Annotated in this window: 19 protein-coding genes; 11 read left to right on the top strand and 8 right to left on the bottom strand. The window is 74.1% G+C overall.

What is annotated here, in order from left to right; all coding sequences use genetic code 11:
• Positions 1 to 178 precede the first annotated feature (178 nt).
• The 6 genes from AB0O36_RS34050 to AB0O36_RS34075 all read left to right on the top strand — a co-directional run bounded on the left by AB0O36_RS34050 (position 179) and on the right by AB0O36_RS34075 (position 5,280).
• Complete coding sequence (locus AB0O36_RS34050; protein WP_365117124.1) at positions 179 to 799, top strand: ankyrin repeat domain-containing protein; 621 nt, start codon at positions 179 to 181, stop codon at positions 797 to 799.
• Positions 799 to 1,929, top strand: a complete 1,131-nt coding sequence (locus AB0O36_RS34055; RefSeq protein ID WP_365117126.1) for a YncE family protein — start codon at positions 799 to 801, stop codon at positions 1,927 to 1,929. The genes AB0O36_RS34050 and AB0O36_RS34055 overlap by 1 nt, the downstream gene beginning before the upstream one ends.
• Positions 1,930 to 2,070: 141 nt before the next feature.
• On the top strand, positions 2,071 to 2,595 hold the full coding sequence (locus AB0O36_RS34060) for a hypothetical protein (protein WP_365117128.1): 525 nt from the start codon (positions 2,071 to 2,073) through the stop codon (positions 2,593 to 2,595).
• A gap of 70 nt (positions 2,596 to 2,665) precedes the next feature.
• Positions 2,666 to 4,327, top strand: coding sequence for an apolipoprotein N-acyltransferase (gene lnt / locus AB0O36_RS34065; RefSeq protein ID WP_365117129.1), 1,662 nt, complete (start codon positions 2,666 to 2,668; stop codon positions 4,325 to 4,327).
• Between the two features lie 9 nt (positions 4,328 to 4,336).
• Positions 4,337 to 4,831: an NUDIX domain-containing protein gene (locus tag AB0O36_RS34070; protein ID WP_365117132.1), complete on the top strand. Its 495-nt coding sequence runs from the start codon at positions 4,337 to 4,339 to the stop codon at positions 4,829 to 4,831.
• Complete coding sequence (locus AB0O36_RS34075; protein WP_365117133.1) at positions 4,828 to 5,280, top strand: hypothetical protein; 453 nt, start codon at positions 4,828 to 4,830, stop codon at positions 5,278 to 5,280. The genes AB0O36_RS34070 and AB0O36_RS34075 overlap by 4 nt, the downstream gene beginning before the upstream one ends.
• Before the next feature lie 57 nt (positions 5,281 to 5,337).
• Here the strand turns inward: AB0O36_RS34075 and AB0O36_RS34080 are convergent, their stop codons facing one another.
• The 3 genes from AB0O36_RS34080 to AB0O36_RS34090 all read right to left on the bottom strand — a co-directional run bounded on the left by AB0O36_RS34080 (position 5,338) and on the right by AB0O36_RS34090 (position 8,398).
• Entirely contained in the window at positions 5,338 to 5,754 is a 417-nt protein-coding gene (locus AB0O36_RS34080; RefSeq protein WP_365117136.1) for a VOC family protein, read from the bottom strand.
• 60 nt (positions 5,755 to 5,814) lie between these two features.
• Positions 5,815 to 6,639, bottom strand: a complete 825-nt coding sequence (locus AB0O36_RS34085) for a serine protease (RefSeq protein ID WP_365117139.1) — start codon at positions 6,637 to 6,639, stop codon at positions 5,815 to 5,817.
• A 271-nt stretch (positions 6,640 to 6,910) separates the two neighbouring features.
• A complete protein-coding gene (locus tag AB0O36_RS34090; RefSeq protein ID WP_365117142.1) occupies positions 6,911 to 8,398 on the bottom strand; it encodes a hypothetical protein in 1,488 nt (495 codons plus the stop codon).
• A gap of 200 nt (positions 8,399 to 8,598) precedes the next feature.
• Between AB0O36_RS34090 and AB0O36_RS34095 the strand changes: the two genes are divergently transcribed.
• From AB0O36_RS34095 to AB0O36_RS34110, 4 genes are all read left to right on the top strand, one after another.
• A complete protein-coding gene (locus AB0O36_RS34095; RefSeq protein WP_365117144.1) occupies positions 8,599 to 9,888 on the top strand; it encodes a bifunctional GNAT family N-acetyltransferase/ATP-binding protein in 1,290 nt (429 codons plus the stop codon).
• A 48-nt stretch (positions 9,889 to 9,936) separates the two neighbouring features.
• Positions 9,937 to 10,251, top strand: a complete 315-nt coding sequence (locus tag AB0O36_RS34100) for a DUF6191 domain-containing protein (protein WP_365117146.1) — start codon at positions 9,937 to 9,939, stop codon at positions 10,249 to 10,251.
• A gap of 214 nt (positions 10,252 to 10,465) precedes the next feature.
• Positions 10,466 to 12,406 (top strand): S41 family peptidase, encoded by a 1,941-nt coding sequence (locus AB0O36_RS34105; protein ID WP_365117148.1) that lies wholly within the window; start codon positions 10,466 to 10,468, stop codon positions 12,404 to 12,406.
• Between the two features lie 64 nt (positions 12,407 to 12,470).
• The gene (locus AB0O36_RS34110; RefSeq protein ID WP_365117151.1) at positions 12,471 to 13,844 is read left to right on the top strand and encodes a pyridoxal-dependent decarboxylase; all 1,374 of its coding nucleotides are present in this window, start codon (positions 12,471 to 12,473) and stop codon (positions 13,842 to 13,844) included.
• A 13-nt stretch (positions 13,845 to 13,857) separates the two neighbouring features.
• Here AB0O36_RS34110 and AB0O36_RS34115 read toward each other — a convergent pair whose 3' ends face one another.
• The 5 genes from AB0O36_RS34115 to AB0O36_RS34135 form a co-directional block, all read right to left on the bottom strand.
• The gene (locus AB0O36_RS34115; RefSeq protein ID WP_365117153.1) at positions 13,858 to 14,523 is read right to left on the bottom strand and encodes a hypothetical protein; all 666 of its coding nucleotides are present in this window, start codon (positions 14,521 to 14,523) and stop codon (positions 13,858 to 13,860) included.
• On the bottom strand, positions 14,520 to 16,196 hold the full coding sequence (locus tag AB0O36_RS34120; RefSeq protein ID WP_365117156.1) for a serine/threonine-protein kinase: 1,677 nt from the start codon (positions 16,194 to 16,196) through the stop codon (positions 14,520 to 14,522). The genes AB0O36_RS34115 and AB0O36_RS34120 overlap by 4 nt, the downstream gene beginning before the upstream one ends.
• Before the next feature lie 294 nt (positions 16,197 to 16,490).
• Positions 16,491 to 17,750, bottom strand: a complete 1,260-nt coding sequence (locus AB0O36_RS34125) for a Tm-1-like ATP-binding domain-containing protein (RefSeq protein ID WP_365117158.1) — start codon at positions 17,748 to 17,750, stop codon at positions 16,491 to 16,493.
• A 47-nt stretch (positions 17,751 to 17,797) separates the two neighbouring features.
• A complete protein-coding gene (locus tag AB0O36_RS34130) occupies positions 17,798 to 18,298 on the bottom strand; it encodes an NUDIX domain-containing protein (protein WP_365117160.1) in 501 nt (166 codons plus the stop codon).
• 41 nt (positions 18,299 to 18,339) lie between these two features.
• Positions 18,340 to 19,356 (bottom strand): cation diffusion facilitator family transporter, encoded by a 1,017-nt coding sequence (locus AB0O36_RS34135; protein ID WP_365117161.1) that lies wholly within the window; start codon positions 19,354 to 19,356, stop codon positions 18,340 to 18,342.
• Between the two features lie 186 nt (positions 19,357 to 19,542).
• Between AB0O36_RS34135 and AB0O36_RS34140 the strand changes: the two genes are divergently transcribed.
• Entirely contained in the window at positions 19,543 to 22,014 is a 2,472-nt protein-coding gene (locus tag AB0O36_RS34140) for an FHA domain-containing protein (protein WP_365117163.1), read from the top strand.
• Positions 22,015 to 22,020: the final 6 nt, after the last annotated feature.

The raw sequence follows: 22,020 nt of genomic DNA on the forward strand, positions 1-22,020 counted from the left end.
CGGGGCCGATGCGGGCCGGAGGTGTGGGGCACACTGCCTTGGTTGGGCCCGCCGGCCTAGCGGAGGGCGGGTCGGGGCGGATCGGCCGATCGGATGACGGGAGGGTCGGCCTGGCGGTGGCGGAGGGAGGGACGGCGGGGGGACCGGCCGGCCCGGCCGGCCGGGCCACGATGGGGGCATGAACCCGCACGACCGACTGCTGCTCGATGCCGCCAGGGCCGGGGACACCGGGGCGGTGAGCGCCGCGCTCGCCGCCGGTGCTTCCCCGGAGGCCCGCGACGAGGACCTCCGCACACCGCTCCTGCTCGCGGTCCTCGGCGACCACATCGCGGTCGCCGAGCTCCTGGTGGCCGCGGGCGCCGACCCCAATGCCCCCGATGCCCGCGAGGACAGCCCCTGGCTGGTCACCGGGGTCACCGGCAGCGTCCGCATGATGCGGGTCCTGCTCCCGGCCGGCCCGGATCTCACGCAGCGCAACCGGTTCGGGGGGATCTCGCTCATTCCGGCCGCCGAGCGCGGGCACGTCGGGTACGTGCGCGCCGTGCTGGCCGAGACCGACGTCGACGTGGACCACGTCAACCGGCTCGGCTGGACCGCGCTCCTGGAGGCGGTCATCCTCGGCGACGGCGATTTCCGCCACGAGGAGGTCGTACGCCTGCTGCTCGGGGCCGGAGCGGACCCGTGGCTCGGTGATTCCAAGGGCGTGACGCCGTACGAGCACGCCGTGCGGCGCGGCTTCGACGGGCTGGCGCGGCTCCTGCGCGTGGCGCAGGAGGACGGCTCCGGTGGGGAGCGGTGATGAGGCTTCGGAGCAGGGCGGCGCCGGCTGTCGTCGCCGCCGTTGCCGTGCTGCTGGGGGGCTGCAGCCCGGTCGGCGCCGATGACGCGAGTGCCGGTCCTGCTGTTTCGCCCGCGCCCGCTCCCGTCGGGACTCCGTTGCCCACCGGGCAGCCCACTCCCGGAGGGACGCTGCTCGTCGCGGATTTCGGTGCCGACACCGTCACCTTCGTCGATCCTGAGCGCGGTGCGGTCGGATCCGTGCCCGTGGGGACTGCGCCGTACGGGCTGGCCGTCGGGCCGGACGGTCTCGCCTGGGTGGCCACGGCCGAGGGCGTCGTGGTCGTCGACACGAGGGCGCGGACGCGCGTGGCCCGGATTCCGTACGCCACGGGCGCCCGTACCGGCCCCGTCACCACCGGTGAGTACCGTGGCGGCGGCATGGGGATCGCGGTCGCGCCGGACGGCTCGCGGGTCTACGTCGGCGTCAACGTCCCCGGCCGCCGCGGTGTGCTGGAGGTGATCGACACCGCCGCCGGCAAGGTCACCGCCACCGTGCCGGTCGGCCGTCGTCCCTTCGACGTCGACGTCGCCCGCGATGGTGCCGAGGTGTACGTGACCGGCCACGATTCCTTCGATGTCACGGTGGTCGCGGCGGCCGGCCTGGCCACGAGCCGTATCGAGGTCGCCCCCTACGGCACCGAGGGCGGCCTCGCCTCATGGCTCAAGCCGCACTACGCGGTCGTACGCCCCGGCGACGGCCGACTGCTGCTGCCGTTCGAGGGGGAGCGGCTGGCCGTGGTCGACCCCCGCAGCGGCGCCGTGGCCGTGGAACCGATGACGGCCGACACGCATCAGCACGGCACCGCCCTCACCGCCGACGGCCGTCTGCTCGTCGTGGGCACGGGCGCCGTGCAGGAGGGCGAGGGCCCGTCCCTGACCGTGCGGTCACCCGATGGCACCGAGCGCGTGTACCCGCTGGACGGGCCGCACGAGGACGTCGCGGTCTCCCGCGACGGCCGGACGGCGTACGTCACCGGCGGGTACACCCGCGAGGGTCACTGGAACGGACTCACCGTCGTGGACCTGGCCGACGGGTCCTCCCGCCGCCTCGCCGCCGGCATCCGCCCCCTGGGCATCGCAGTGCTCTAGTCCGCCCGGCGGCCGGGGGCTGCTCCGTCGGCGGCCCCCGGTTTGGGCGGGGCCGGGACGGGCAGACGGGCGGTGCCGGCCCCTGCACCAAGTGGCCGAGAGGCGGTGGCGTGCGTGCGGAAGCTGAGTACGCTGCGAATCATGACGGGTCAACCGGATCACCCCCCGGGTCCGCTGTGGACCGGTAGCGCGCACAACCGCGGGCAGTGGCTGCTCGCCGGCGTGGGCGTCGCCTGCATCGTTCTCGGTGTGGAGCTCGCCGTCGGCTCCTCCTGGACCGCCGGCACCGTGGCGATGGCCATGGCCGTCGTCGGCTGCCTGGCCGTCGGCCTGCTGATCCTCTACGGGACGCTGGCCTTCGTGCACGTCCACGTCACCGTCGACGCCGAGGCGGTGGAGGTGCGCTGTGGCCACGTCGGCCTGCCGCGGCGCCGGATTCGCCTCGCCCGCATCAGCGCGGCGGAGTTCCTGCCCAGCGTCACCCCGCAGCAGTGGGGCGGCTGGGGTCTGCGCTGGCGGCCCGAGCGGGGCATGTGCGTGGTGATCCGCCGGGGCGAGGCCCTGGAACTGCGGCTGGACGACGGGAAGCTCTTCACCGTGACGGTGGACGACGCCGAGAACGCGGTCCGGGTCATCCGCGCCCACCTGCGCGCCCTCGCCCCGTGACACCGGCGCAGTGCGGCGGTCGGCGGGCGGCGGCTTCGGAGGGCACAGCCCGGGGACGTACACTCCGCGAATGAGCAGCAGTGCCCCCCGCGTGGTCGACAACGAGCCACCTCAGCCCCCGCCCGGAACCGCCACCGGAAGCGCCGACAGCGCCGGTCCCGGAACCCCAGTCGGTACCGGCGGTGGCCTCCCGGACCGGCTGCGCGCCGCACGTGCCACGGCCCCGCTCCTGCGCGCCGCCGGCGCCCTGCTCTCCGGCGGGCTCCTCTACCTGAGCTTCCCGCCCCGCCCCCTGTGGTGGATCGCCCCCTTCGCCCTCGCCCTGCTCGCCGGCTGTCTGTACGGGCGCCGCGCCCGCGCCGGCTTCGGCCTCGGGCTCCTCGCCGGCCTCGGCTTCCTGCTGCCGCTGCTCGTGTGGACCGGCGAGGAGGTCGGGCCGGTGCCGTGGCTCGCGCTGTCCGCCGTGGAAGCCCTCTTCATCGGCCTGACCGGCCTCGGCATCGCCCTGGTCAGCCGCCTCCCCGCGTGGCCGCTGTTCGCCGCCGCGGTGTGGATCGCGGGCGAGGCGCTCCGCGCCCGGGTCCCGTTCGGCGGGTTCCCCTGGGGCAAGCTCGCCTACGGCCAGGCCGACGGCGTGTTCGTGCCACTCGCCGCGCTGGGCGGCACCCCGCTGCTGTCGTTCGCCGTCGCCCTGTGCGGGTTCTCCCTGTACGCCGTCCTGCGCGCGGCCCGCAGCCACCCCCGCCGGGCCACCGCCGCGCTCGCCGTCCTCGGGGTGGCCGCCCCGCTCGGCGCGGCCCTCGCCGCCCGCCCGCTGGTGTCCGACGACGCCCAGGACGGCACCGTCACCGCCGCCGTCATCCAGGGCAACGTCCCCCGCCTCGGCCTCGACTTCAACTCCCAGCGCCGCCGCGTCCTCGACAACCACGCGCAGCGCACCGTGCAGCTCGCCCAGGACGTGAGGGCCGGCCGTGCCCCCAGGCCCGACTTCGTGGTCTGGCCGGAGAACTCCTCCGACCTGGACCCGTTCGCCGAGTCCGACGCCTACGCGGTGATCGACAACGCGGTCAAGGCGATCGGCGTGCCCGTCGCGATCGGCTCCGTCCTCGAACCCGCGGACCGGCCCACCCTGCGCAACACCATGATCCTCTGGGATCCGGTCAAGGGCCCCACCACCACCTACGACAAGCGGAAGATCCAGCCCTTCGGGGAGCGGATCCCGATGCGGTCCGTGGTCCGGCTGTTCAGCTCCGACGTGGACCGGGTCCGGCGCGACTTCGGCCCGGGCAAGGAGCCCGGCGTGTTCGACATGGCGGGCAGCCGGGTCGGCATGGTCACCTGCTTCGAGGCCGCCTTCGACGACGCCGTCCGGTCCACCGTCCGGGCCGGCGCGCAGGTGATCGCGGTCCCCAGCAACAACGCCACCTTCGGCCGCTCCCAGATGACCTACCAGCAGCTGGCCATGGACCGGGTCCGCGCCGTCGAACACAGCCGAACCGTCCTGGTGCCGGTGACCAGCGGCGTCAGCGCCGTCATCCGGCCCGACGGCAAGGTCGTCGCGCAGACGAAGATGTTCACCCCCGACGCCCTGGTCGTCCGGATCCCGCTGCGGTCCGGCCAGACCCCGGCCACCCGCCTGGGCCCGGCCCCCGAGTACGCCCTCCTGGCTGTTGCAGCGGCCGGCTTCGTGCTCCTCGCGGTGCGTCACCGCCGCGCCCGGAACGCCGCGTAGGGTCGGGGGATGAGCACTCCCGAGTACATCCGCCGGATCCGGGCCACCGCCGGGCACCAGCTGCTCCTGCTGCCCGGCGTGACCGCCGTCGTCTTCGACGACGAGGGCCGGGTGCTGCTGGGGCGCAGGGCCGACACCGGACACTGGTCCGTGATCGGGGGCATCGTCGAACCGGACGAGCAGCCCGCGGTGACCGCGGTCCGCGAGGTGTACGAGGAGACCGCCGTACGGTGCGAGGCGGAGCGGGTGGTGCTGGTGGAGATGCTGCCGCCCGTCACCTATCCCAACGGGGACGTCTGCCAGTTCCTCGACACCACCATCCGCTGCCGCGCGACCGGCGGCGAGGCCCGGGTCAACGACGCGGAATCGCTGGACGTGGGCTGGTTCGCGGTGGACGACCTGCCCCGGCTGCACCCGTTCGCCACCCGGCGGATCCGGCAGGCCCTCAAGGACGACCCCACCTGGTTCGAGCCCGCCGCCGCACCCGCGGCGGGCACCGCATGAGCGGACCCGCGCGTACCGCCTGGCCGAGGTGGGCGCTGTCGAGCGCCCTGCGCTACCTACCGGTGTTCCCGGTGGGCTGGACGGCGGGGGCGTTGTGCACCGCGCCGCTCGAGGACGGCCCGTACGGCCCGGCCTTCGCGGAGCTGTGGCGGGCCATGCCCGGCTTCGCCGCGGTCTTCGGCGGGGGTTCCCTGGTCCTCCTGCTGCTGTGCGGCCGGTGGCGGCACGGGGAACAGGCGCTGTTCCGGCCGGCGGCGGGCATGGTGGCCTGCCTGCCGCTGTTCCCGCTGCTGTTCTTCTCGCCGCTGATCGTCGTGGTGCTGTCCGCCGCGCACCTGGCGTACGCGCTGACGGTCATGCCGGCGTACGGGCCGGGCCCGGGCGTGCTGCGCGCCCTGCGGGAGGGCGTCGCCGAGGCCTTCCCTCCGGCGCCGCCGTTGCGCGACTGACCCGCCCCGGCGCCGGGCTCAGGGGCGGGTCGGTCGCGGCCGGTCAGGTCCGGCGGGTCAGTCCTGCTCCCCGCCGATGTTCACCATCCACGTGACGCCGAACCTGTCCGTGCACATGCCGAACACGTCGCCCCACATCTGCTTCTCCAGCGGCACGGCCACGGTGCCGCCGGCCCGCAGCCTGTCCCAGTAGCCGCGCAGCTCGTCCGCGTCGTCGCCGCTGAGGCTCACCGCGAAGTCGTTGCCGGACCTGTGTTCCGTACCCGGCGGGTTGTCGGCGCACATCAGCGTGAATCCGCCGGGCGTCTCCAGCATGCCGTGCATGATCCGGTCGCCGTATCCGGGAGGTGCCTCCGCCCCGAAGTCGCCGTAGGTGTGGACGGACAGGCTGCCGCCGAGGGCCTCCTGGTAGAACTCCAGCGCCTGCTTCGCGTCGCCGGCGAAGCTGATGTAGGGGTTGAGCCGCGATGCCAAGGTGGTGTCCTTCCCGTTCGTGTCGCGACACAGACCAGCACAAGGGCATCGGGGCGGGGATCACGGCTCGCCTTTCCGGCACGGACTTCCCTCCGATGACCGACCGTCCGCCCGTAGGAGCAGTTCGCGGGCCGCAAGGCCCAGCACGGCGCTGTACGAAACGTCCGGGTCGGTGCCGCCGCCCTCGTGGCCGCCGAGCACGCCCGCCAGGGCTCCGTCCACCAGCCACGGGCTGCCGCTGGTGCCCCCGCTGAGGTCCGGGCACTCGATGCGGCGCTGGGCGGGTGACCACAGGCTGGTCTCGTTGGTGCAGCTCAGCGGGGATTCGCGCGAGCTCGGGTAGCCGAGGACCGTGACCACCGCGTCGGCCGGCTGGTCGGGGGCGACCGGGAAGCCGCCGACCACGTCCTCGATCCGCCGGCCGTCCAGCGGGGCCACGGTGGCGAAGGCGACGTCGGCGTCGGGGTCCTCCGCCTCCGTCCAGGCGGGTGCGGCCTCCGCCCCGGTGAGCCGCCACACCCCGTACGGGGTGGCGCCGTCGCGGTAGCCGGGGACGAAGACGGTGGCGTCCACGTCGCCCAGGCAGTGTGCGGCGGTGGCGATCACGTCGCGGTCCGCGCTGTGCACCACGGAGGCGGTACAGAAGTGGCCGCCGTCGGTTCCGCCCGCGAACAGCGTGCCCACCCGGTCGGCGACGCCGCCCGGAGCTGCCACGAGGGTGGTGCCCGGCCCGGGAGCCGCCGAGGCGTCCGGCACGTCCACCGAGAGCAGGGCGGCGACCGCGGTCATTGCGAGCGCGGCCCGCCCGGCGATCCGGACGGGGCGGCGGAGGGTTCGGTGCGACTGCCGGCTTCGGCCTGGCCGGCGGAGGCTGTGGCGGTTCATGCGACGACCCTCGGCGGCCCGGCTGTGAGGGGTCTCCGGGTTCCGTGAGAATCTCCTGTGAATCCGGGATCCCGTCGGGGTGGGTGCGGTGGGCGGGCCGCCCTGGCCCGGGCCCGCTCGGTTCCGCCGAAGAGGGCCCTCGGGCAGGGTTCCGGTCCCGCCGGAGCGGCCCCCGGGCCCGGTCGGGGCCCAGCCGGTGCCCGGCACCACCCTGGAGCGGAGCTCCGTCCGGAGCAGGTCCGGCCCCGTGGGTCCCTGCCCCGGGATCGGGTCAGCCCTTGCGCTCGTACACCGTGACGCGGCGGCCCCGGACCTGCTCGTCCGCCACCACGGTGAATCGTTCCTTTAGGACCGCCAGCTTCATCCGGTCCCGCGCCGCCGACGCCGGCTTCGCCACCCGTGCCGCGTCCGTCACCAGCAGCACCCGCTGCCGCCCGAGCACCGCGGCCCGGATCCGGTCCGGTTCCGCCTCTTCGCCCTTGAGGGTCCCGGAGGCCACCGGTGACCGTTCCAGTGCCAGGTCCGCCAGGCCGGCGAAGGCGTCGGGGGAGACCAGCGCGGTGTCCCGCCGGGCCGCGGGCACGAACAGCACCCCGTCCCCGTCCCCCTTCAGCCGGTCCACCTCCGCGGACACGGCCAGCACGTCGTCCACCCGGCTGCCCGGCGCCCGTTTGGCCAGCTCCACCGGCAGCATCGCCACCAGTGCCACCCCCACCACCACCGGGACCAGTGCCCGCGCGGCCCGCGGGGCCCGGCCCTCCAGTGCACGTGCGCCCGCGCCCAGCGCGGCGCCGATCAGCAGAGCCGGCCCCAGCATGGAGAACAGCACGTACCGGTCCAGGAACAGCGGCTGCACCAGGGACAGCCCGATCAGCCCCAGCTGCGGCACGGCCAGCAGCGGCAGCCCCACGGCGGCGGCCGACAGCCGGCCGGTGCCGGCGGAGCCGGGCCGCCGCCGCGACCGGCTGTCCAGCCATGCGCCCAGCCCGCCGATCGCCAGCAGCACCCCGGGGCCGATCATCATGTGCCAGGTCAGCGGCGGTATCCAGGACACCTGGTCGGACTGGCCCCGGCTGAACAGGACCAGCGGCAGCACGCCCGCCACGGCCGCCGCCGAGGCCGCCGCCCAGCGCAGCCGGAGCGCCCTGCCCGCCCGCACCCACCACAGCGTGACCGCGTGAGCGGGCAGGAGCAGCAGCGACATCCAGTTCAGCAGCGCGCAGACCAGGACCAGCAGTCCGTACGCGGCCCAGCGGGGCCACGTGCCCGCCCGCGGTCCGTCCGCCCGCCCGCCGAGCTGCCGGACCAGCAGCAGCGTGGACAGTCCGGCACCCGCCAGCACCAGCGCGTACGGCCGCCCCTCCTGGAGGTGGAACTGCACGGCCGGCAGCAGCCCGAGCGCCAGGCCGCCCCCCAGCCCGGCCCGGTAGCCGGCCAGCCGCTGCCCGATCACGCCCACACAGGCCGCCGCCACGGCGACCGCGAGGACCGACGGCAGCCGCAGGGTCGCCGTACTCGCCCCGAACACCTCGAACAGGACGTGCATCAGCAGGTAGTACAGGCCGTGCACGGCATCGACCTGCCCCAGCATGTGCCAGATCTCGCCCGCCGAGCGGCCGGCCACCTGCCAGGTCGCGGCCTCGTCCCGCCACACGCTGTCCTGCCGTGACAGCCCCCACAGGCCGAGTCCGAGGGTCCACAGGGCCGGGATCAGCCCCACCGTCCGGGAACGGCGGGGCTCGGCTATGTGCGAAGTCATGAAGCGGTCCGGTCCTCGGTGCGGTCGTCTCGGCGGAAGACACCAGTCTATGGACGCCGCGGCGGGATTCCGGACCGCCTGTTGTGCACCGCGGAGCGTGAGCCGTACGGGCGGCCGCCCCTAGCCTCACCGCAAAGAGCACCAGGAGCGCGCCCGGGCGCTCCGGACGCCTGGGTGCACGGAACGAGGGGCGGTACTGGGTGAACTGGCTGATCCACGACTACCGCGAGAGCGATCTCGCCGCGGTCGTCCACCTGATCGACACGACGGCCGAGCTCGGCCAGGAGTCCGTCTTCTCGCTCGCCGAATGCATCGGCGCCCTCACCGACCGGCAGCCCGCCGTCGTCGCCGTGCACCAGGGCGTCCCGATCGGCGCCGCCCTGGCCACCGTCTCCGGCGAGCGGGCCTGGGTGATGCGGATCGCGATCGCCTCCGGCTGGCGCGGCCGCGGCCTGGCCAGCGCGCTGCTGGTGGAGCTGGAGCGGCGGCTGATCGCCGCCCGGGTCGGCCGGATCGCGTACGTGCTCCCCGAGGAGGACCTGCTCGGCGAGGGCCTGCTCAACGCCGGCTACACCCGGCAGCCCGCCGTCGCCTACTTCGAGAAGACCGAGCCGCTGCACGGCCCGGCCGCGGGCCTGCTCGACGACCTCGGCGGACGCTTCCTGCCCAATGACCTGTGGGCCCGGGTCGCCGGGATGGAAACCGAGAAGGACCTCATAGAACGGCGCGTGGTGCTGCCGCTGGCGGAACCGGAGCGGGCCGCGCAACACGGCGTCCGGCCGCCGCGCGCCATCACCCTCTTCGGCCCTCCGGGCACCGGCAAGACCACCTTCGCCCGGGCCGTCGCCTCCCGCCTGGGCTGGCCGTTCGTGGAACTCCTGCCCTCCCGGCTCGCGGACGAGGGCAACCTGGCGGCCGCACTGCGCACCGCGTTCGCGCGGATCGCCGAGCTGGAGCGGGTGCTGGTCTTCATCGACGAGGTGGAGGAGATCGCGCCGGTCCGGACCGAGCCGGCCCAGCCGGGCGGCATCCACGGCGTCACCAATGAACTCCTCAAGCTGATCCCCGGCTTCCGGGAGGGCGGCGAGCGGCTCCTGGTGTGCGCCACCAACTCCATCCGCTCGCTGGACCCGGCGTTCCTCCGGCCCGGCCGCTTCGACTACCTGATCCCGATCGGCACCCCCGACGCCGGCGCCCGCGCGGCGATCTGGTCCCGCTACACGGCCGGCCGTACCGACGTCGACGTGGCGGCGCTGGTCGCGGCGAGCGAGCTGTTCACCCCGGCGGACATCGAGCACGCGGCCCGGATCGCGGCCCAGGTGTCCTTCGAACGGGACCTGGAGGCGGTGGGCACCCGCTCCCTCGCCGCCCTCCCGCCCGGCGCGACCACGGAGGACTACCTGGCGGCCGTCGCCCAGTGCCGGCCCACCGTGACCCCCGCCATGACCGGTGAGTTCGAGGCCGACATCACCGCCCACGCCCGGGTCTGAGCCCCACCGGCCGGGCACGGTCCGAAGGCCACGGCATAGGCTCGGTCCATGGGATTCGTCGTCTTCATGACCCTGCCCGGCCTGGCGCTGCTGCTGACGGTGATGGCCTTCACCGACCAGGCACTGCTGCGCGCCGGCCGGGCGGGCGTGCTGCCGTGGCGGTGGAACGGGCGGCAGGGCCAGATCTCCTCGACCGGGTTCGAGCAGCTCCACGCGAGCTTCTCGCCGGGCAAGCAGAACGAGCTGCGGGAACGCCGGAGCGCCCTGGTGATGCGGGACGACGAGGAGGACGGCGCCCCGCCGCGCACCCGCGTGGACCTCGACTCCGGCACGGCCGTGATCCGCCTCACCGACACGCCCTGAGCCGTCCCGCTTCCTTGCGCCTCGTACGCGTCGTACGCCTCGTAGGTCTCTTACGCCCCATGCACCCCATGCGCCCCGTACGCCCCGGAGTGATGTCGGAGCCCGCACGCCGTCCGTTCAGGCGAATGAGGAGCGCCCGGCTCACGTGCCCGGACACCCCACCCGATAACCGGGGGCGGAGCCCCAGAGATCCGTCCCCACATCGGGAGGCACGATGGCACACCCCGCCGATTCCTCTGCCCCGGACTTCGTCCCCCGCGCCGCACCTCCCGTACGGGAGCATCTGGCCGCGGCGACGGGACTGTCCGAGTTCCTCGCCGGAGCGGGCACCCTGACGCTCGACGAGCGCCGGCTCATCGTCGACCAGGCCCTGCTCATGCTGGAGCAGAACTACGTCCACCTCCCGCTCAAGACCGCCATGCACGCCGTCAACCCGGTGCAGCGCCTACGGGTGCTGCGCCGCCGGCTGGACCGGCAGACCGCGGACACCATGCCCGTGGAGTGGCTGTTCCACTCCGAGATGTCGGAGATCTTCCATTCGGTCAGGGACCTCCACACCAACTACCTGCTCCCCGCCCCCTACGCCGGCAAGGTCGCCTTCCTGCCGTTCCTCGTCGAACGGTACGAAGACGCCGGGGCCGAGCACTTCATCGTCACCCACGTCGCGCAGGGCTTCTCCGCCCCCGGCTTCGGACCCGGCACCGAGATCACCCACTGGAGCGGCATCCCCATCGCCAGGGCCGTCGAGCTCAACGCCGCCCGTTTCGCGGGCAGCAACACCGCCGCCCGCCGCAGCCGCGGCGTGCAGTCGCTGACCCTGCGGCCGCTCCGCATGCACCTCCCCCCGTTCGAGGAGTGGGTGACCGTCAGCTACACCGACGGCGACGGGAACCGGAGCGAGCTGCGCGAGATCTGGCGGATCGTGGACAACATCGCCCTCCCGGCGTTCCGCGGCGGCCCGGGGGCGCCGGCGGGCGTCGCCTCGGCGGAGGGCCTGGACCTGGACATGGAGGAGGCCAACCGCGCCAAGATCATGCTGTTCGCGCCGAACGTCCTCGCCCGCAAGAGGGCCCTTGACGCGGGCGAGGACGCCCCCGGCGTACGGGCCGGTGAGATCCCCACCTCCAAGCCCGAGGTGTTCCGGGCACAGCAGGTGACGACCGCGGCCGGCACCTTCGGCTACATCCGGATCTTCACCTTCATGGACCTCGACGTGGAAGGGTTCCTGACGGAGTTCGTCCGGCTGCTCCACCTGATGCCGGACCGCGGCCTGATCCTGGACGTCCGCGACAACGGCGGCGGCGTCATCTTCAACGCCGAGTTCGCCCTGCAGACCCTCACCCCGCGCCGCATCACCCCCGAGCCGGTGCAGTTCATCAGCAGCCCGCTCAACCTGCGGATCTGCCGGAAGTCCCCCCGGGAGCTGGGCGCCTGGCTGCCCTCCCTGGAACAGGCGGTGGAGATCGGCGCCACCTACTCCAGCGCCGTACCCCTCACACCCGAGGACGGCGCCAACGCGATCGGACAGCAGTACTCCGGCCCGGTCGTCCTTGTCACCAACGCCCGCTGCTACTCGGCCACGGACATCTTCGCCGCCGGCTTCCAGGACCACCGGATCGGCCCCGTCCTCGGCACCGACGAGAGCACCGGCGCCGGCGGCGCCAACGTCTGGACGCACGAGCACCTCGTCGAGCTCCTCGCGGGCGACCCCGGCACGCCGTACTCGCCGCTGCCGAAGCAGGCCGGCATGCGGGTGGCGATCCGCCGCACGCTGCGGGTCGGCGCCAACTCCGGCACACCGGTGGAGGACCTCGGGATCACCCCGGACGAGCCGTACCGGATGACTCGCCGGGACCTGCTGGAGGACAACGCCGACCTGTTCGAGCGGGCCGGGCGGATCCTCCGGGACCTGGAGCCGCACGCCGTGTCCATCACGGACGCGACCGCGGCCGGCGACGCACTGCGGCTCAAGGTCAAGGTCACCAACATCGACCGGCTGGACGTCTACGTCGACCAGCGCCCGCGCGCCTCCGTCGACCTCGCCGACGGCCAGGCCGACGTCACCGTCCCCGATGCCGGAGCCGCCCACTCGGCCCGGGTCGAGGGCTTCGCCTCCGGCGAGCTCGTCGCCAGCGAGACCGCCATGCTCAACTAGGGAGTGTCTCCGGACCGGGGGCCGCGGCTTGCGGGGCGGTCGCGGCTGCCGGATAGTCCGAGGTATGGACGAGCGCGAGGCCGCGCTCCGGCAGGCGTACGAGCACGCCCTCCGCTGGCTGGCCGGCCTGTCCGATCGCCGGATTCCCGCCCGCGCTTCGGTCGAGGAGACCGTGCGCGCACTCGGCCCGGGACTCCCCGACGGTCCCGGCATCCCCGCCGAGGTCGTCGACCTGCTGGCCACCGCCTGCGAGCCGGGGCTCACGGCCTTCCCCAGCGGCCGCTTCTACGGGTTCGTGGTCGGCGGCACCGAACCCGCCGCGCTCGCCGCGGACTGGCTGGTCAGCGCCTGGGACCAGAACTGCGTCATGCGCGCCGTCACCCCCGCCCACACCGCGGTGGAGGACATCGCCGCCGCCTGGCTGCTCGACCTGCTCGGGCTGCCGGGCGGCAGCGCCGTCGGCTTCACCACCGGTGCCACCATGGCCAACTTCACCTGCCTCGCCGCCGGGCGCGACACGGTCCTGGCCCGGGCCGGCCGGAACACCGCCCGCGACGGTCTCGCCGGCGGGCCGGCCGTCCGCGTCCTGACGGGCGAGGACCGGCACATGGCCGTCGACCTGGCCCTGCGCTACCTCGGCCTCGGCCGTCCCGAAACGGTCGCCGCCGACGACCAGGGACGCATCGTGCCCGGGGCCCTTGGGCAGTCCCTGGCGGACGACGCCGGACAGCACCGCCCCACGATCGTGGTCCTGCAGGCCGGGGAGATCCACTCCGGCGCCTTCGACCCCTTCCCCGAGACGGTCCGGGCCTCCCGCGAGGCCGGAGCCTGGGTGCACGTCGACGGCGCGTTCGGGCTGTGGGCCGCGGCCTCACCGGCGTACGCGCACCTCACGGAGGGCTGCGCGGAAGCCGACTCCTGGGCGACCGACGCCCACAAGACGCTGAACGTCCCCTACGACTGCGGCCTCGCCATCGTCCGCGACCCGGTGGCGCTCAGGACGGCGATGGGCCTGCGCGGCGAGTACCTCATCCAGGACGAGAGGGGCGACCCCGTCGACAAGGTCCCCGAACTGTCCCGGCGCGGAAGGGCCTTCACCGTGTGGGCCGTCCTCCGGTCGCTGGGCCGCTCGGGCGTGGCCGGGCTGGTCGAGCGGCTGTGCGGACACGCCCGCGCCTTCGCCGAGGGCATCGCCGCGATCGAGGGCGCGCGGGTGCTCAACGAGGTCGTGTTCACCCAGGTCTGCGCCGAGTTCGGCGACGACGCCCGTACGGACCGGGTCATCGACCGGCTGCTGGAGGACGGCACCACCTGGATCAGCGGCTCCCTCTGGCACGGCCGCCGCGTCATGCGGATCTCGGTGAGCAACTGGTCCACGACCGGCGAGGACGTCTCCCGCACGCTCGCCGCGATCCGGCGCGCAGCAGCCGGCGCCTGAAAAGCACCGCGTCTCAGGGACAGCGATAGGTGAAGTCCACGGCGGCCGACCGGGGTCGTGGTTCCAGGATCCGGATCTCGGCGCGGGCCGCGAGGGTGCCGCGGCCCCGGAAGGTCCACAACAGGTGCACCCGGGCCTCCGTCTGCCCGCCGGTGACCCGTTCGGTCAGCGGACCGGAGCGGGTGCCGTCGCTGCGCACCCACTCGTAACGGATGTTCCCCGGACGGCCGTTGGTGCCGACCACGGCGGTCACGTCGGCGGCCGAATCGCAGGCCGGACCCCCGGGCCCGGTGGTGACGGCGAGGTCGCGCACCTCGACACCCGGCCCGTACCGCTGCCAGCCGAGGTAGAGCAGTACGGCGGCCAGCACGGCGGCGGCCAGCGCGTAACGGCGCAGCCCGCGGCGCCGGCCGGGGGCCGGCGCCGGGCCGTACGCCCCCTGCTCGGGGAACGGCACCGGGAACGGCACGGTGGCCTGCGCGGTGACGCCGGGGCCGAACCGCAGCACCGAACCCTCCACCCGGTCGGGCCGGGCCCCGGGCGCCGGACCGGTGAACCAGTGGCTGCCCAGGACGGTGGCGCTGTACTCCCCGGTGGCATCGCGGCGGTCCCCGTCTTCGACGAGCTCTCCGTGGTCGTCGTGGTCCCCGTGGTCCCGGCGGTCGTCGTGGCTGCTCATGTGATCGTGCACCGCCTGAGGAAGATCTGCCGGTACGAGGAGCCGCTGCCGGCGGCCGGCCTGGTCGTGGCCCGCACCGCCCAGTAGCAGCCCTGGCCGGTGAAGGTGTGGTTCATCGTCACGGGGGCCGCGCCGCCCGCCTCGTAGGGGAGGGTGTCGGTCCCCTCCCGGGTGCCCAGGACGCCCGTCTCGTCGCTGGTGAACCACTCCAGCACCACCGTCACCGGTGACCCCTTGGCCTCCACGGACACCGTGGCCTGCCCGGTCTCCGGACCGGTCTGCCGGAACCCGGTCACGGACACCGACCCGACCACCGCCGAGGGCGACGGGGACGGCGGGGGAGTGGTGGGCGGTTTCGTGGTCGGGCCGGTGGTGGGGGTGTGGGGCGGATCCGTGACCGTCGGAGTCGGCTCGGGAGTGCCGGTCGGCCGGTGGGTCGGCGTCGGCACCGGGCTCGTGGTGGGCGTCGGCGTGGGCATGCGCGTGGGCGAGGGCGAGGGCGTGGTCGTGGGGGACCGGCTCGGCGAGGCCGTCGGCGAGGGAGAGGACGGCGGCGGAGCGGAGGCCGGCGAGCCAGGCTCCGGCGCGGCCGGGCTCGTCGTGGCGAAGGAGCTCAGCGCCTCCGCGCCGCCCGCCTGCCCGCCCGCGGCCGCGTCCGTGAACACCAGCAGCGCCCCCACCACCAGCGCCGCGCCCGCGGCGAGCCACCCGCGCCGCCCCGGCGCCCACCCGGAGCCGGGGCGGGGGCCCAGCGAGGTGGTGGCCACCGCCGTGGTCCCCAGCGCGGCTCCTCCCGCGGAGGGGAACAGCAGGGGCAGCAGCGCGGCCAGCGCCGCGAGCTTCCGCTGGCCGTGCTCCTCCCAGTCCGGCCCGTACGCCGAACGGGCGAGGCCCTCCAGCTCGGCCACGAACGCCTCGGCGTTCTCCGGCCGCTGCTCGGGCCGCTTGGCCAGGCCGCGCCGGATCAGCGGCCGCACCGGCTCCGGTGCGGCCTCCGCCGGGACGGGGGCCTCGACGTGCTGCAGCGCCAGTTCCGCGAAGTTCGCCCCGCCGTAGGGCTTGCTCCCGGTCAGGCACTCGAAGAAGACGGCCGTCGCCGCGTAGACGTCGGCGGCCGGGGAGGCCGGGCGGCCCTGCCACTGCTCGGGCGCCATGTAGGCGGGGGTGCCCGCCACTCCGGGGGTGGTGCCGCGGCCGGCCGCGATCCCGAAGTCCACCAGCTTCGACGTGCCGTCGGCCGCCACCAGCACGTTCTCCGGCTTGTAGTCCCGGTGCACGACCCCGGCCCGGTGCGCGGCGGCCAGCCCGAGCAGGGACCCCTTGAGCACGACCAGTGCCGCCTCGGCGTCCAGCCGGTCGCCGGCCGCCGTCTGCTGCGCCAGCAGGGCCCGCAGCGCGATGCCGTCCACCAGCTCCATCACGATGGCGGCACCGTCGGGCGCCTCCACGTACTCGTACAGGCCGACCACCCAGGGGGAGCGCAGCCCGCCCAGCAGCCGGGCCTCCGCCCGGAACTCCGCGATGAAGGCGGGGTCGCGGCGGAAGCGGTCGCTGAGGTACTTCACCGCGACCGGGGTGCCCGTGGCGGTGTGCACCGCGAGCACCACACGGCCGCTGCCGCCCGATCCGAGCTCCCGGGTCTCGTCGTAACCGGGCACCTTCCACGCGTTCATTGCTGCCGCCCCCTGTGCGCCCGTGAGTTCGGTCCGGCGATCGGTCCGGCGATCGGTCCGGCGACCGTGGCCGTCGGCCACCCCTCAGGACACGTTTTCCGCCACGGCCGGTTCCCAACCTCGGGCCCGGCCGGGGCGGGGCTCCACCCCGGTGGGCCGTGACCGGTGCAGGCCGGCCGGGGTGGGGGCAGCGCTGCGCGACCGGCGCGCTTCGGGTGCCGTGTGCCCACCCGTGCCGCCCTGCGGCCCGCCTGCCCACACGGCGGGGCACGCCTGCCCGGACGTCGCGGGGCGTCAGGCCGCTGCGCGGCCCGCTCGGTCGGTGATCAGGGCGTGCAGGCGGTCCGCCGCGGCGCGGCCGAAGCCCGGGTCGTTGATGTGGGTGTCGTAGTCGAAGACCGCGGTGCCGCTGCCCCGCAGGCCCTCCCGCAGCGCCGTGAACAGCGCCCGGTCCGCGGCCGGATCGTGGTACGGGCCCGCCGGCGCGCCCAGCGTCGAAAGCCCGCGCAGCGGTACGCACACGGCGGTCGGCCCGGTCGCCCCCCGCAGTTTGTCCGCCACCAGCCGCCCCAGCTCGGTGCACTCCGCCTGGGTGGTGCGTATCACCGTGATGGACGGGTTGTGCACCCGCACCCTGCGGTACCGGGCCCGCTCCGGCAGCGTCTCCGGCGGCCCGAACTTGACCATGTCCAGCGCCCCCAGGCTCACCACCTGTGGGATCCCGGCCCGTCCGGCCGCGGTCAGCCGGTCCGGGCCGGCGGTCAGGATGCCCCCGCACAGCTCGTCCGCGAGTTCGCTGAGGGTCAGGTCGAGGACTCCGGCGAACACCCCCTGTCCGGCGAGGGTCTCCAGGGTGCGCCCGCCCGTCCCGCTGACGTGGAACACCAGGACCTCGTAGCCCAGTTCGGTGAGCCGTTCGCGGGCCGCGTCCACGCCCTCCGTGGTCACCCCGGCCATGCTGGCCGCGATCAGCGGCCGCCCGCCGGAGCCCAGCTGTCCCGGCCTGACCTCGCGGGACGCCTCGGCGAACCCCTTCGCCATGCCGGCGGCCGCGTCCGCCGCGTTCGCCAGCACCGGAGCCGAGACGGTGTTGATGCCGGCGATGTCCACCACGCTGTACATCATGGTGATGTCCGAGGACCCGACGTACACGGACACGTCCCCGGAAGCCATCGAGGAGACCATCAGCTTCGGCACGCCGAGCGGCAGCGCGCGCATCGCCCGGGTGGCGATGGACGTGCCACCGCTGCCGCCGATCGCGAGGACGGCCTGCAGCCGGCCCTCGGCGTGCAGGCGCAGGACGACCTCCTCCGCACCGCGCGCCATGGCGGTGACGGCGGAGCCGCGGTCACCGGTCGCCCGCAGCTCCCGCAGTTCCGTTCCCGCCGCCCGTGCGACGTCCTCCCTCGGCACCTCCGCGGGCACCCTCGGCTCGCCCATCACTCCCGTGTCGACCATCACGACATCGACGCCGGCGCGCTCCAGCCGCTCGCGCAACCAGCCGTACTCCACACCTTTGGTGTCCAGACACCCGACCAGCACGACGTTCGTCATATGTGCAATGTCCAGGCGCGGGGCGAGGCTGACAAGCCCACCGGGGATCATTCGGCCAGCAGTCCCGCCAGCCTCTCCAGGAACGGCGCCTGGGACGCGAGGATCACCGTGCGGGCCGCGTCGGGGCGGAACCAGGCCACCCGGTCCAGCTCGGGGAACTCCTCGTAACGGCCCGAGCCCTGCGGCCACTCCATGGTGAAGGTGCCCGGCCGCACCAGCGCCGGGTCCAGTTCCGCCTCCACCGCCCAGACGGTGACCAGCTTCCCGCCCGCCTGCAGCACCTCGCCGAGCGGCAGGTACGCGCCCTGCGGCGGCGGCAGGCCCAGCTCCTCGCGGAACTCCCGGCGGGCCGCGTCCTGCGGCTCCTCGTCGTACGGTTCGTACTCGCCCTTCGGGATGACCCAGGCCCCGGCCTCCCGGCGCTCCCAGAACGGCCCGCCCATATGGCCCAGCAGGACTTCCACTCCGGCTCCGGAGCCGTCGCCCCCGGAGCCGTCGCCACCGGTGCGGCGGAACAGCAGCAGCCCGGCACTGTACTTCTTCGTCATGGCCCGAGCCTTCCCCGCGCGGGGCGGTTCCAGCCGCCGGCTCAGTGGTCGTGCGGGCCCTCGCGGTGGACCGGCCCGTGCGGGTCGGCGCAGTGCGGATCGGCCGGATCCGTTTCACCCGGACGGCCTACGCGCAGCAGTGTCTCCTGCGTGTGGTCCACCTGGAGGGTGGTGTGGGTGATGCCGTACTCGGCGTCGAGCAGCTTCTCCAGGTCGCGGCGTACGGCGTGGCAGTCACCGGCCGGCTCCACCAGCACGTGCGCCGACAGCGCCGCCTGGCCCGAGGTGATCGTCCAGATGTGCAGGTCGTGCACCTCGGTGACCGGTCCGTGCGCCACCAGCCGGTCGCCGACCGCGTCGGGGTCCACATGGGCGGGGGCCGCCTCCAGGAAGATCCGCCCCGACTCGTGGACCAGCCCGTAGCCCGCCTTCACCATCAGCGCCACCACGACCAGCGTGGCGATGGCGTCGGCCTGCACGAAGCCGGTGGTCAGCACGATCAGGCCGGCCACGGCGGTGCCGATGAAGGCGAACAGGTCGTTGAGGATGTGCTGGTAGGCGCCCTCGACGTTGAGCGAGGTGCGGTTGGCCTTGGAGATGCACCAGGCCGCAGCCACGTTGACCACGATCCCGGCCAGCGCGGTGACCAGCACCAGCCCGCCCGCCACCTCCGGCGGATCCAGCAGCCGCCGGACCGCCTCGTAGGCCAGCCAGACCGCGAGCAGCAGCAGCGTCAGCCCGTTGGCCTGCGCGGAGAGTATCTCCGCCCGCTTCAGCCCGTACGTGAACCCGCCGCGGGCGGGCCGGGCCGCCAGCCGCATCGCGATCAGCGCCAGCACGATCGAGACGGCGTCGGTCAGCATGTGCGCGGCGTCGGAGATCAGGGCCAGTGAGTCGGCCACGATGCCGACGACCACCTCGGCGGCCATGAAGCCGCAGATCAGGGCGAGCGCGATGCCGAGCCAGCGGCGGTCCGCGTCGGCGGACACCCCGTGACTGTGGCCCCCGTGCTCCCCGGGCCCGTGCGAGTGACCGTGGTCGTGGTCGTGTCCAGCCATCTCTTCCCCCGCGTGTCCGCCGGGTCGGGTCCCGGCGTCTCCGTATCCGACGCGTGAAGTGAACCGCACCTTCGCGCGATCGGCAAAGGCTGCAACGGGGACCGTTGTCATTCCCCATAAGAGGCCTCTGACCTGCGGTGATATCTCGCCGGGGAAAAGCCGGAAGGATCGTGGGAAAATCTGCTCATGGTCCAGAGCCCGAGTGTGCCGACCGCGCCCGAGCTCGTCCTGGAGACCGAAGCCGGCTCCACCGTGATGAGCCCGGACCGCGTGTACCACGTAGGCCGGGACCCGCTGAGCGACGTGTTCCTCGACGACGCCCGGGTCTCCTGGCACCACGCCAACCTCCACACCGACGGGGACCACTGGACCCTGGAGGACGAGGGCAGCACCAACGGGACCTGGGCGGACGGCCGCCGGGTCAGCGAATGGGGCGTCGGCCCCGGCACCGAGCTCCGGTTCGGCAGCATCGCCGACGGCCCGCGCGCCCTCCTGGTCAGCCGCGCCCCCGAAGCACCGCCCGGGCCTCCCGGGCCGCCTCCGCCGCCCCCGCCGGCCGACCCGCCCCGCGCCGCCGCGCCCGCTGCGGCCGCACCGGCCGGCGCCATGCCCGCCGCGGCCCCCGGTGCCGCGCCCGTCGGCCTGACCGCGGTCGCCAACCCCGCCCTGACCAGCACCTTCCGCGAGCCCACCACCATCCGGCCGCTGCCGGCCCGGACCGCCGTACGCATCGGCCGCGCCCCCGACAACGACCTGGTCCTCGAAGACCTCGTGATCTCCCGCCGGCACGCCGAGTTCCGCGCCCTCGCCGACGGCACGTACGAGATCGCCGACCTCGGCAGCCACAACGGCACCTACCTCAACGGCAGCCGGACCGACCGGGCCCGCGTCGCCCAGGGCGACATCATCGGCATCGGCCACCACTCCTTCTGCCTGGTCGGCGACCAGCTCCAGGAGTACGTCGACACCGGCGAGGTCTCCCTCGACGTCCAGGACCTCACCGTCAGCGTCGACGGCGGCCGCCGGATCCTCCTGGACCACGTCTCCCTCCCGGTCGGCGCCAAGTGCCTGCTCGCCATCGTCGGCCCCAGCGGCGCCGGCAAGTCCACCCTCCTCGGCGCGCTCACCGGCCTGCGCCCCGCCGACCAGGGCACCGTCCTCTACGACGGCCGCGACCTCTACCACGACTACGCCGAACTGCGCAGCCGCATCGGACTGGTGCCCCAGGACGACATCCTGCACGCGCAGCTGACCGTCCGCCGCGCCCTGTCCTACGCCGCCGAGCTCCGGTTCCCCGAGGACACCGTGAAAGCCGAACGCCAGGCCCGGGTCGACGAGGTGATCCACGAACTCGGCCTGGAACAGCGCGCCGACCTGCAGATCCACCGACTCTCCGGAGGCCAGCGCAAGCGCGTCTCCGTCGCCATGGAACTGCTCACCAAACCCTCCCTGCTGTTCCTCGACGAGCCCACCTCCGGCCTCGACCCCGGCATGGACCGCTCGGTGATGCACATGCTGCGCGGCCTCGCCGACGACGGCCGCACCGTCATCGTCGTCACCCACAGCGTGCTCAGCCTGGACGTCTGCGACCGGCTGCTGGTCCTGGCCCCGGGCGGCAGGACCGCCTACTACGGACCGCCGGAGCAGGCCCTCGGCTTCTTCGGCTACGACCAGTGGCCCGAGGCGTTCGAGGCGTTCGAGGCCCGCAAGGACCGCGACTGGGCCGGGGAGTACCGCGACTCCACCCTCCACGGCCAGTACATCGAGAGCGCCGCCCGCCAGCCCCTGCTCACCGCCGAACGTCCCTCCGCGGCGGGCCGGACGGCACCGCCGCCGCCCCCGGCCCGCAGCTGGGGGGCCCAGCTCTCCACCCTGGTCCGCCGCTACGCCACCGCGCTGAGCGCCGACCGCACCTTCCTCGCCATCATGATCGGCCTGCCCTTCGTGATGGGCGCGATGGTCCGCGCCCTGGCCGGCTCGGAATTCACCCCCGACACCGCCTCCAACGCCCTGCTCATCCTGTGCGTCGGCGGAGTCCTCACCGGCGCCGCCAACGCCGTCCGCGAACTGGTCAAGGAACGCGTCATCTACCAGCGGGAACGGGCCGTAGGACTCTCCAGATCCGCCTACCTGACCTCCAAGGTGGTCGTCCTCGGCGCGATCACCGTCGGCCAGGCCGTCCTGCTCACCGTGGTGGGCCTGGCCGGAGTCGATCTCAACGCGCCGGGCGGCAAGGGCGTGCTCATGCCCCCGCTGATCGAGATCACCCTCGCCGTCGCACTGCTGTCCTTCTCCGCGATGATGATGGGCCTGGTCATCTCGGCACTGGTCCGCAAGGAGGAGGTCACCATGCCGCTGCTGGTCCTCCTCACCATCATCCAGGTCGTGTTCTGCGGAGCCGTGCTGGACCTCGAAGGAAAACCGGTGCTGGAACAGATCGCCTGGCTGGTGCCCGCCCGATGGGCCTTCGCCGCCATGGCCGGCACCGTCCACCTCGCCGCGATCGTGCCCCGCCCCTACACCAAGGACCCGCTCTTCGCCCATGACACGGAGGTCTGGCTGACCAACATGGGCATGCTGATCCTCCTGTCGGCGGTGTGCTGGTTCCTGGTGAGCCGCCTGCTGCGCCGCCAGGAACCCGCCATCATGCGGAAGTAGCCGTCC

The sequence above is a fragment of the Streptomyces sp. NPDC089799 genome (assembly GCF_040684755.1).
Taxonomy (GTDB): Bacteria; Actinomycetota; Actinomycetes; order Streptomycetales; family Streptomycetaceae; genus Streptomyces.